This window comes from Blastomonas sp. CCH1-A6 (assembly GCF_001556365.1).
Taxonomy (GTDB): domain Bacteria; phylum Pseudomonadota; class Alphaproteobacteria; order Sphingomonadales; family Sphingomonadaceae; genus Blastomonas; species Blastomonas ursincola.
Genome location: NZ_LSIS01000027.1, coordinates 102,355 through 113,330, shown reverse-complemented (window position 1 = coordinate 113,330; position 10,976 = coordinate 102,355). Strand labels below are relative to the sequence as shown.

The following is a 10,976-nucleotide window of genomic DNA, read 5'->3' as shown; positions in this document are numbered from 1 at the left end:
GCGACCACCGACAGCGCGATATCGCGTGGGGCCTTGCCGAAGCCCTGAAGACCGATCGGCGCGTGCAACCGCGCAATGTCTGCCTCGCGCACGCCATGGCCGCGCAACAGCGCGACCCGTCCGTCGAGCCTTACGCGCGCGCCGATCGCGCCGACATAGAAGGCAGGAGAGGCGAGCGCGGCGGCCAGCCCAGCCTCGTCATCCTCGCGATCGTGCGACAGCACCGCTACCGCTGTCCAGCGATCAAGCCCGATCGCGTCCAGCGCGTCAGCGGGCGAGGTGCGATGATAGGACAGGCCGGTAAGCGGCGCGGCTTCGGGGCCGTTGGGGGTGACCAGCGCCACCTCCATCCCCATCGCCTGGCCGAGCGTGGCGCAGGCGAGCACGGTCGCATCCTCGCCGATCAGCACGAGCCGCATGACGGGGTCGTAACGTTTCGTGTAGCGGCAAGCATCCCAGGCGAAGCGGGGCACATCGTCGGAAGGAAGCGCCTCGCGCGCTGTTCCGTCGCTGGACCACAGGACCGGGTGTCGCGACTGAAAGCCATCCAGCAGGGCAGACACTGCCGGGTCATCGCCGCGCAGCGGCTCGACCAGCACCGAGATGCCGGTGCCGCAGGCGAGGCGGATGTCGATCCACGGGCTGCCCTCGCCATAGCGAAGCAGCCTCGGCTTTCCTGTCGCCATCGCTTCGCGGGCGTGCCGCGCGACATCGGCCTCGATGCAGCCGCCGGAAAGATAGCCCCAGTGCTGTTCGCCGGTGATCAGCATCTGCGCGCCCAGTTCGCGCGGGGCGGGGCCGGAGGTCTCGACCAGCGTGGCGATTGCGAACGGTGTGCCAGACGCCTGCGCCGCCATCAGCAGCGGGCGGATGTCATCAGTCTGCGCGTCGAATTGCCATGTGCTCATGCGGGACGACTTAGGGTGCGCCGGCTCGATCGGCAATCGCAACCCGATCGGTAAGGTTCAGCCGCCTGAAAGACTGCGCAGGAAGCGCCTGCGGATCAGCCGGTCCTCGAGGATGCGTCCTATGACGTAGAGCAGCGCGAACAGCCCGGCGAACACATAGGCCGAGGTCGGCGAGAAGCGGTCCTTGCCGCCTTCGTCCTTCTTCTTGTCTTTCTCGTCCTTCTTGGGCTTTTCGGGCGCGGGCGCGCCGAGCATTTGGTCGATCCAGTGCAGCTCGCGGACCTTGTCCTTCTCTTCCTTCTTCTTCTTGTCCGCCTGTTCGGTATCGGGCTTGGCCAATATGCCGACCCCGACGATGATCTGCCCGAAGGCGACGAACAGCAACGGCGCGAGGAAGCAGAACAGCAGCGACTTGCTGGTCATCCAGTAGCGCAGCACGCCGCCACCGGGCTGGCTCTCGACGCGCAGTTCGCCCCGATCGTAGATCGACATCTTGTCCTGAGCGAGCGGGTCCTTCTTGGTGAAGGTGAGCCGGCCCTCGGCCTGATCGAAGCTGGTGCCGGGCTCGCGGAAAAAGGGTTCGAGCTTGGCAAAGGCCTTGTCAGTATCCTGTCCGGCGGGCAGCGGCAGTTCGCCGCGCACCGTCCAGATCCAGTCGATCAGCCGCATCCAGGAACGGGCGTCGCCGCTCGGTGAGATGCCGGGCATGCGCTCGCCATCCATGCTGGGGGCCTGGCCGGTCATTCTGCGGGCACCGCGTGGGGGTCGTCTGCCTTGCCGAATTTCTCCTTCATCGTCTTCCAGCCTTCGGTGAAGGGATAGGTCATCTGTTCGCGGATCGACATGCGGCGGCCGCCCTCCATGCCGAGCAGCTCGGCCTCGCCATCGACACAGGTGCCGAACATGCGGTCGATGAAGATGAAGTTGCTGGCATAGTTGCTGCGCGTCGCCTCGAAATCGAGCGAATGGTGCAGGCTGTGATGCTCGGTGGTGTTGAACAGGAAGCGCCACCAGGCGGGCGTGTTGAAGCGCACGTTGATGTGCTGATACACGCCGATCGACATGCCGATGGCCCCGGCGAGCAGCGCGGCGCGCGGCAGGAAGTCGAACAGCCCGCCGATGCCCAGCCCGATCAGGAACAGCTCGACCGGGTTGCCGACCGCGCCCTTGTTGATGTTGAGCTGGGTGATGTAGTGGTGCACCGAATGGGTCAGCCAGAGCGGGTACCAGTTGTGCATCCCGCGGTGCATCCAGTATTGGCCGAAATCGAAGATGAACAGGATCAGGAACGCCTGGACCAGCAACGGCAGGTCGGTGAACCAGGCCAACTTGTCCCAGTCGAAGCTGCTCAGCAGGTTCTCGATCAGCACGTCGCTGCCGATGAAATTATCGACCAGATTGAGGATGGTATAGCCCAGCCCCACATAGAACAGGTCGGTCACGCATTCCTTCCAGGTCAGCTCCCAGCTCTTGAAGCGCGGGTTGACCCATTCGAGCGCGAGCAGCAGCGCGCGAAACGCGATGCCGATGCCGATCGCGGTCGAGGCCTTGGCGATCGAATTGGGCGCATAATACCAGAACAGGATCATTGAAAAGAGCACGGCGGGCTGGAACCAGGTGAAGAACAGCCGCTTGAACGGGCCGCCTTCCACCTTGGGCACGTTCTCCCAACCGATGGTGACGGGTGAATCTGCCCCGATGATGCGGTTGCCGACGCGGACTCCGTTCATGTGCCTGTACTCACGTTGCGGTCCCGGGCTGCCGGCTTAGGGCAGCACTGAAGGCGGGACGGTTGAGGTTCGCAGTGGAAAGAGCGTTGTAAAATCCGGGCCATCACGCCAGACGGCATTGGCCAATAGTTCCCATAGACCTGATCTATGCGGTCATTCGTCACGGGGCGGCACCGGTACAATGATGAAGCGGTCATGGACCTGCGACTGGCCCGGCGTGTCGAGCCTTGCCCTGAGCCCCTGGCGCAGCTTGGCGATCTCGCTTGCTGGCAGCTCGAGCGGATGCTCGTTCGGATGCTCCAGCGCCTCGTGCGCATAATCGCGTCCCGGCTCGCGAGTCATCTCGATATGCGCGCCGAGCACGGCGCGGACCGAGTGGGTGCGCACGAAAGCGCTCAATCGATCGATGCTGGCGCGGTTGTCGCCGAGGAAATTGACCGGCACGTAGAGCCGCCCGGGATAGAGCGTATCGCCTGAGAGCAGGATCTTGAGCTGCGGGTCATAGACCATCATGGCGGCCGCCTGATGCCCCGGCGTCGGGATGATCGACAGCGCCCGGCCGCCCAGATCGAAGGTCGCGATATCGCCGGGCCAGGGTTTGATGCCGAAAAAGGCCGCGACATCCGCCGGTTTCAGCCCGACCAATGTGGTATCGGGCCGGTCGCGAAACGCGGCATCGCCGGCGATATGGTCGCCATGCGCATGGCTGTGCGCGACGACCAGCGGGATGGCCTGGCGGCCATGCGCGGCGAGCCATTCTGCGATCACCCGATCCACCACCGGGCGGATGACTCCGCCTTCGGCCCCGGTATCGATCAGCAGTGCCTTGTCGCGCCCGAACAGCAGATAGAGGAAGGGCGCTTCGAAATTGGTCTTGACCGACTGGCGGATCACGAACGTGTCGGCGTCGAGCGCCTGCACCTGCGCGACCGGTTCGGCGCCGTTGGTGCCGTCGATCCAGCGTTCGGCAAACAGCCGGGGCAGGGGGGCACCGGGTGCGGCGACAAGCAAGCCCGAGGTCGCCAGCCCCATCATGAGCCCCGCAGCTCCGAGAATTCGGCCTTTTGCTGTCATCATCTGGCCCCCTTGATGGCGGGTCGCATGGGGCGGGACCGGCCTTGCCCAACCGGCCCCGCGCCCAAGCCTGCGATCAGAACCTGAACCGGGCCTCCAGGCCCAGGGTCATTGGGTTGATGACGCTGTTGCGCAGATAGCGCAGCCGGACGCCGTCGTTCAGGCCGACGCGAGAGCGATCGTTCGACACCGCGTTGACCGCATATTTGTCGAAGATGTTGTTGGCCCAGACGCCAAAGCTGTAGCGGTCGGTCTCGTAAAAGACCGAGGCGCGGTGCGTGGTGAAGCCGGGCAGCTTGTCGCCGAACGCGCGATCCCAGCCCAGCCGGGTGACGACATTGCCGCGATAGGTCGCCGTCCAGTCAGCGACGATGTTCCCGTCCATGAACGGCGCGGTGTAGGTCGCGCCAAGCGCGCCGCTTGTCTTCGCCGAACCCGGCAGCCGGTCGCCCGACAGCGCGTCGAGCTGGATTGGCCGGCTGGGATAGATTCCCGCCGGGCTGTTGACCGCGATGATCCCCGGCACGTCCTGGGTCAGCCGCGCGTCGAGATAGGAGAAATTGCCCTGGATCGTGAAGCGGGGCAGTGGGCGCAGCTGGAACGAGGTTTCGAAGCCTTCGGACTTGCCGGTCCCGCCATTGACGGTGATGCCGACCACGCCATTGACCGTCGCCGAGGCGACCTGAATGCCGTTCCACTTGATCTGGTAGACGTTGAAGTTGAACGTCAGCATGTTGTTGAACAGCTCGGTACGGATGCCGAGTTCCAGGTTCTTGGTGGTATCGGGGCCGAACTGCTGCTCGTTGGGCAGCGCACAGACATTCTGCTGGTTCGGATTGAGCGGCAGCACGCATGGTGCAACGGTGTTCGGTCCGCCCAGGCGATAGCCCTTCGAATAGGTCGCATAGACCATGATATCGTCGGTGATGTTGTATGAGCTGTTGAACTTCCACACCCAGCCGCTTTTCTTGGCGACGCCGCCTGCCGAGGGCAGATCATAGGGGCTCAGCGGCTCGCCGAGCAGCGGCAACACCGCGCGGCCCGCGACTTCGGAGCGATAGCCGAAATAGCGCGCACCGGCCGTGACCTGCCATTCGGGCGTGATGCGGAAGGTGCCTTCGCCGAAGATCGCGCGCTCGGTCACGCGCGAGCGGTTGAACGAGACATATTCGAGCTCGAGAGGGTTGGGCAACGTGCCGAAGGCGACGAACGGGTGGTTCGGCAGCCGCTCGCGATAGTCGTTCTGCAGCGTGCGGCGGTTATAGAAGGCACCCAGCACCCAGTTGAACGGTCCGCCATGGCGCGACACGAAGCGCACTTCCTGGTTGAACTGCTTGCGCCGGTTGGTGCTCTCGTTGAAGCTCGAAAAGGCAGGAAAGGATTCATAGCCATAATCGAGGTCGAGCAGCAGGTCGGTATTGTCGCCCGTCTGCTCGTTCTTGACGTCGGTATGCGCCGTGGTCGCCACCAGATCGGCAATGTTGCCGATATTGGCGTTGATTTCCGCGCTGATCAGATGCGCGCGGCGATTGACCGGCTCGAGAAAGCGCGCCGCGCTTTCATACCGCCCGGTGCCGAACACGAAATCGCTGTTCGACTGGCGGCCATCGGTCTTGGTACGCTGAAACGCATAGGTGATGTTGAGCTTGAAGTCCTCGCTCGCCTGATAGAGCAGCTGGTTGCGCGTGCTGATCGTCTTCTCGAAATTGACGTCGTTCTCGCGGCGCAGGTTGGCGGCATAGCCCGCCGCACTGATGAAATTGGGGCCGTTGGGCTGGGGCAGCGAAACGCCCGGCCGCTGCAGCAGCAGCGTATAGTCGATAAAGCCGGGATCGTAGAAATAGCCGGTCGAACTGCGGAAGGCGAGGTGATCCTTGATGATCGGGATGTTGATGACGCCATCGGCCTGATAGCCGAGCTTGCTGCTGTGCTGCTTGGCGTAGAAGCGGCCGTGCACCTCGCCTTCGAAGCTTTCGAGATTGGGGCGGTTGGGTATGTTGCGGATCGCGCCGGCCAGTGTTCCCAGCCCGTAGAGCGTGCCTTGCGGGCCGAGCAGAACCTCGACACGCGCGATATCGAGCAGCTTGAAATCGTAATAGAGCGGCACTTCGCCCAGATACAGGCCGAGCGCATCGTCGAACGAGGCGCCGTTCGCGCTGGTGTCCGAAGCGTTGAGGCCGCGCAGCACGATGGCGCCGGTCGATCCAGGGCCGGTGTCGGAGATGGTCAGGCCCGGGGTGAAATCGGCAATGTCGCGGACGTCGTCGATGCGCTGGCGCGCGAGCTGCTCGTCGCCGATGGCGCTGATGTTGATCGGCACGTCCTGGATCGAGGTCGCGCGGCGGGTCGCGGTCACGACGATGACGTTGCTGCCGCCTTCCTGTTCGGTATCCTGCGCGGCATCACCCGCAGTGTCCTGCGCAAAGGCAGGCGCGGTGCCCATGCCCATCAACATGGTAGCGCCCAGCAAGGTGGCGCGGAACAGCTTGTTCGTCATCTTCAGACCCCCAATTCTTGGTGAGCCTTTTCAAATGACACCCGTCTCCCCTGGGGTTCTGGCGATGCCGACCCCTTGATTGCCGGTTTTCCGGCCTGTTCTCCCTGAACCTCCCCACACGCGCCGCCTTGTCTGCGCGCGCGCCATTGCACGTCGCGCGGCGGTCTTGCCTGCGGGGGTAGATATCGCTTCGCGTAGGGTGATCGTGCCGTCTGCGCGGTGCGCAGCGCCTTGTCTGATATCCGAACAGGCCGGCTTTCGATCCACGGACCCTCGCTTGCGAACAGTCGATAGTGCCGCTGGCGAACTGCCAGCGACATCCAATACGGTATGGATATTACGGAATGCGTCAAGCGTAATAATTTTGCACTTGCTCAGTATGAACGGAATTTCGTGTTGCACTGCAAAAAATGACGGGATTGACGCGGTTTGGTGGCGGATCGGACAACCCGCCACTTAAGCAAAAACGCTTCGCGGACGAGGGGCGGATCATACCGGCGAATCACGGGCCGCAAAAGGATAACGCTTGGCCGAGCGAATCACTGTCTGCTGAGCAGGCTCGGTTTTTCGGGCTTTATAGGGTTATCTGTTGCGCAAAGCGTACCTTGGCAGCTCGGCGTTGCGGACCACCGGAGAACGCGTGTTCTCTCCAACGGTTATTACGTTTTTCACTCATGGTAATATTTTCTGCTGGACAAGCCTGCCCGCGCTCGTGATGCTGCACTGCGAAAGGGGACCGAATCATGACGAGGCTGTTGCGCAGGCTTTCCACCCTTCTGGCGATGCTGGGGGCTTTCGCGCTCGCCGCCTGTTCCGGTTCCCCCGAGCCCGCCAAGCCCAAGACCGAATTCAATATCGGCTGGTCAATCTATGCGGGGTGGATGCCCTGGCCCTATGCGCAGCAGGCGGGCATCGTGAAGAAATGGGCCGACAAATACGGCATCAAGATCAACTTCGTGCAGGTCAACGACTATGTCGAGTCGGTCAACCAGTACACGGCCGGCAAGTTTGACGGCGTCACCGTCGCCAATATGGACGCGCTGACCATCCCGGCGGCTGGCGGCAAGGATACGACTACCATCATCATCGGCGATTACTCGAACGGCAATGATGGTGTGCTGCTCAAGGGCGCGAACGGCCTGGCGGCGATCAAGGGGCGGCAGGTCTATCTGGTCGAGCTTTCGGTGTCGCACTATCTGCTCACCCGCGCGCTCGAAAAGGCAGGTCTCAAGTCCACCGACGTCAAGACCGTGAACACCTCGGATGCGGACATCGTAGCGGCCTTTGGCGCGGCGGATGTCAACGCCGCGGTCGCCTGGAACCCGCAGCTTTCGGTGATGAAGGGCGAACCCGGCGTCACCCAAGTGTTCAGCTCGGCCGACATTCCGGGTGAAATTCTCGACCTGATGGTCGTTGATACCGCGACGCTCAAGGCCAATCCAAACCTGGGCAAGGCGCTGGCAGGCATCTGGTATGAGACGGTGGCGCTGATGCAGCGCGACGATGCGGAAGGAATGGCAGCGCGCGCCGCGATGGCCAAGCTTTCGGGCGCGACGCCCGAAATGTTCGACAGCCAGCTCAAGACCACTTTCCTCTATGCCGATCCCAAGGCGGCGGTTGCGGCGGCGACCTCTCCGGCGCTCGTCACCACGATGACCCAGGTGCGCGATTTCAGCTTCTCCAAGGGTCTGTTCAAGGGCGCGGCCAGCGCCGATGCGGTGGGTATTGCGTTTCCCGGCGGCAAGGTGCTGGGCGATCCGGCGCGGGTCACGCTGCGCTTCGACGATGCGTTCATGAAGCTCGCCGCGGACGGCAAGCTGTAAGCGCGGATCGGGGCAGGGGAACGGCGATGCGCTGGGTCAACCGACATCCCAAAAAGGGCGAGCGCATCCTGCTCGGTGCGCTTCCGGTCGCGGTACTGCTGATCGCCTATCTGATCGTCGCGGCGCAGCGCCATGCTGACAACCCGATGGACAAAATCCTGCCGCTGCCCGGGCAGATGATGCAGGCCATGTCGGCGCTGATGTTCCAGGCGGACCAGCTGACCGGACAGGTCACCTTCTGGGCGGATACGGTGGCCAGCCTCTACCGGCTCGGGCTGGGCCTCGGGATCGCGACGCTGACCGCGCTGGTCGTCAGTCTGGTGCTGGGCGTGCTGCCCCCGGTGCGCGCCACTTTCGGCCCGCTGGTCACCGGCATTGCGGTCATCCCGCCGATCGCGCTGCTGCCGATCCTGTTCATCGCGCTGGGTCTAGGCGAGACCGCCAAGATCGCATTGATCGCCATCGGCGTCGCGCCCGTGATGATCCGCGACATCGCGGCCTATATCGCCGCGCTGCCCGCCGAACAGGTGATCAAGGCGCAGACCCTCGGCGCAAGTTCCTGGCAGATCATGATCCGCGTCGCGCTGCCCCAGGCGATGCCGCGGCTGATCCATGCCGTCCGGTTGGCGCTCGGCCCCGCCTGGGTGTTCCTGATCTCGGCGGAGGCGATCGCGGCGGATGTGGGGCTGGGCTACCGCATCTTCCTCGTCCGCCGTTACCTCTCGATGGACGTGATCCTGCCCTATGTCGCGTGGATCGCGCTGCTCGCGATCGTGATGGACTGGGCGCTCGCGCTGACCAGCCGCAAGGCCTTTCCCTGGGCGGAGGGGCAGGGCCGATGAGCGCCGCGCCGATCCTCAGCCTCCAGAACGTCTGGGTCGAATATGGCGACAAGATCGTGCTGGAAAAGGTCGATCTGGACATCCAGCCCGGCTCGTTCGTGTCGATCGTCGGTCCCTCGGGCGCTGGCAAGTCGAGCCTGCTGCGCGTCATCCTGGGCCAGGAGCGCCCGACGCGCGGTGTGATCGAACTCGACGGCCAGCCGCTTGCGCCCGAATGCGGGCCCGATCGCGGGGTAGTGTTCCAGCGCTATTCGGTCTTCCCGCATTTGAGCGCGCTCGGCAATGTGGTGTTCGGGCTCGAATGCGAGCAGGCGCCGCTCACCGCGAGGCTGTTCGGCTCTGCACGCAAGGCGGCGCGCGAGCAGGCCGAGGCGATGCTGGTCGCGGTGGGGCTGGCCGACAGCATGCACCAATATCCCGCGCAGCTTTCCGGCGGCATGCAGCAGCGGCTGGCCATCGCGCAGGCGCTGATCAAGCGGCCGCGCATCCTGCTGCTCGACGAGCCATTCGGTGCGCTCGACCCCGGCATCCGCGCCGATATGCACGCGCTGATCCAGCAGCTGTGGAGCGATTACGCGCTGACCATCATCATGGTGACGCACGACATTCGCGAGGCGTTCACGCTCGGCACCCGCGTGCTCGCGCTCGACAAGCGCCGGCACGATCCGCACGCGCCGCACCGCTTCGGCGCGACCGCCGTCTACGACCTCACCCTCAACAAGAAGAGCAACCCGGAAGAGCCTGAAAAACCGGCGGTTCTGGAGATTGCCAAGACCCAGGAGAACGCATGATGGGTACCGAGCCGACCAGTGTCGCACGGTTATCGATGAGCCTGCCAAGTGAGCTGTTCCGCCAGCTCGACATGATGGTCGAGGAACGCGGCCTGCCATCGCGATCGCAGCTGATCGCCGAGCTGATCCGCCATGCGCTGGCCGCGCATGAGGCGACGACGCGCCCCGACGAGATGCTCGCGGGTACGCTGACCATCGTCTATCGCGGCGACCGGGGCCGGGTGCGCCATCAGCTCGCGCAGACCCAGGCCGAATATCTGAAAGAGGTCATCTCCTCGCAGCACGTGTTCCTCGAGGACGACCAGTCGCTCGAGGTGCTGCTGGTCCAGGGGCCTGCCGTCCGATTGAACGAGCTGTGCGATGCGCTGCGCCGGGTGCGCGGCGTGCACCAGCTGCAACTCGTCACCACCACCGCCCTGCTGCCGCCGCTCTACGAGCCGGATGCGGGCGAACATGCCAAGGGAGCCGCTGCATGACCGCCGTTCTGAGCGATCCGTCCGCCGCCCGCGCCCATGCCCGCAGCATGGCGGGCACGCGGGTCGAGTCGATGCCGGTGCTGCCGCCGATCGCCGACGACCTGCCCGAGGGCGTCGCGGGTGCAGACCTGCTCTGGGAAGAGACGATCGCGCCCGGCGGCTATGCCACGCGCAGGCTGGCGCGCGGCACCCGGCTGCGGCTGATCGACCTGAAGGGCGATGCCTGTGCCGGCCTGCAGCTGTTCAACGCCGAAATGCCGACCGAGCGGCTGAATGTCGCCGATACGGTGAAGGTGCAGTGGAACGGCTATCTGGGCGCAGGCAAGCTTCTGCTGTCGGACATGGGCCGCGTGCTGATGAGCATCGTCGAGGACGGAGCCGGCACGCACGATGCGTTTTGCGGCACCTCCAACGCCGCGACCAATGCCGCGAAATATGGCGAGGGTGCCAATTACAGCCCCTGTCCCAATGGCCGCGAACGGTTTCTGCTCGGCGCGGCCAAGCATGGGCTGGGGCGGCGCGATGTGCATCCGTGCATCAACCTGTTCAAGGGCGCGACCATCGCGGAGGACGGCAGCATCGTGCCCGATGTCGGCCCGTTTGATGGCGGACGCAGCGTGCTGCTGCGCGCCGAGATGGACGTGATCGTGGTCATCGCCAACGTGCCGCACGTGCTCGATCCGCGCCCCGCATATAGCGTCACACCGCTGCGCGTCACCGCCTGGCGCGGGGAGGTGACCCCGGAAACCGACCCCATTCGCAACGCGACGCCGGAGGGCCAGCGCGCCTTTCTCAACGTCGAAGACTATTTCCGTCGCTGATCGCAGGAGTTTCA

General features: G+C 64.4%; 10 protein-coding genes. 5 read left to right on the top strand and 5 right to left on the bottom strand.

Annotation, left to right across the window (positions count from 1 at the left end; genetic code table 11):
* The 5 genes from AX735_RS01485 to AX735_RS01465 all read right to left on the bottom strand — a co-directional run.
* A partial coding sequence (locus AX735_RS01485) for an XdhC family protein (protein ID WP_066274477.1) occupies positions 1 to 908 on the bottom strand: 908 nt, incomplete at its 3' end.
* Between the two features lie 57 nt (positions 909 to 965).
* Positions 966 to 1,652, bottom strand: coding sequence for a hypothetical protein (locus AX735_RS01480; RefSeq protein ID WP_231749978.1), 687 nt, complete (start codon positions 1,650 to 1,652; stop codon positions 966 to 968).
* Positions 1,649 to 2,638 (bottom strand): sterol desaturase family protein, encoded by a 990-nt coding sequence (locus AX735_RS01475; protein ID WP_066274475.1) that lies wholly within the window; start codon positions 2,636 to 2,638, stop codon positions 1,649 to 1,651. Before AX735_RS01475 ends, AX735_RS01480 begins: the two co-directional genes overlap by 4 nt.
* Before the next feature lie 153 nt (positions 2,639 to 2,791).
* On the bottom strand, positions 2,792 to 3,673 hold the full coding sequence (locus tag AX735_RS01470; protein ID WP_446471764.1) for an MBL fold metallo-hydrolase: 882 nt from the start codon (positions 3,671 to 3,673) through the stop codon (positions 2,792 to 2,794).
* A gap of 115 nt (positions 3,674 to 3,788) precedes the next feature.
* The gene (locus AX735_RS01465) at positions 3,789 to 6,209 is read right to left on the bottom strand and encodes a TonB-dependent receptor (protein ID WP_066274473.1); all 2,421 of its coding nucleotides are present in this window, start codon (positions 6,207 to 6,209) and stop codon (positions 3,789 to 3,791) included.
* A gap of 743 nt (positions 6,210 to 6,952) precedes the next feature.
* Between AX735_RS01465 and AX735_RS01460 the strand changes: the two genes are divergently transcribed.
* From AX735_RS01460 to AX735_RS01440, 5 genes are read left to right on the top strand one after another with little or no spacing between them, the layout of a single operon-like run.
* Positions 6,953 to 8,032, top strand: a complete 1,080-nt coding sequence (locus AX735_RS01460) for a putative urea ABC transporter substrate-binding protein (RefSeq protein WP_066274471.1) — start codon at positions 6,953 to 6,955, stop codon at positions 8,030 to 8,032.
* 26 nt (positions 8,033 to 8,058) lie between these two features.
* Entirely contained in the window at positions 8,059 to 8,874 is an 816-nt protein-coding gene (locus AX735_RS01455; protein ID WP_066274466.1) for an ABC transporter permease, read from the top strand.
* Positions 8,871 to 9,665, top strand: coding sequence for an ABC transporter ATP-binding protein (locus AX735_RS01450; RefSeq protein WP_066274464.1), 795 nt, complete (start codon positions 8,871 to 8,873; stop codon positions 9,663 to 9,665). The genes AX735_RS01455 and AX735_RS01450 overlap by 4 nt, the downstream gene beginning before the upstream one ends.
* The gene (locus tag AX735_RS01445) at positions 9,665 to 10,141 is read left to right on the top strand and encodes a CopG family ribbon-helix-helix protein (RefSeq protein WP_060980054.1); all 477 of its coding nucleotides are present in this window, start codon (positions 9,665 to 9,667) and stop codon (positions 10,139 to 10,141) included. The genes AX735_RS01450 and AX735_RS01445 overlap by 1 nt, the downstream gene beginning before the upstream one ends.
* The gene (locus tag AX735_RS01440; protein ID WP_066274462.1) at positions 10,138 to 10,962 is read left to right on the top strand and encodes an urea amidolyase associated protein UAAP1; all 825 of its coding nucleotides are present in this window, start codon (positions 10,138 to 10,140) and stop codon (positions 10,960 to 10,962) included. The genes AX735_RS01445 and AX735_RS01440 overlap by 4 nt, the downstream gene beginning before the upstream one ends.
* Positions 10,963 to 10,976: the final 14 nt, after the last annotated feature.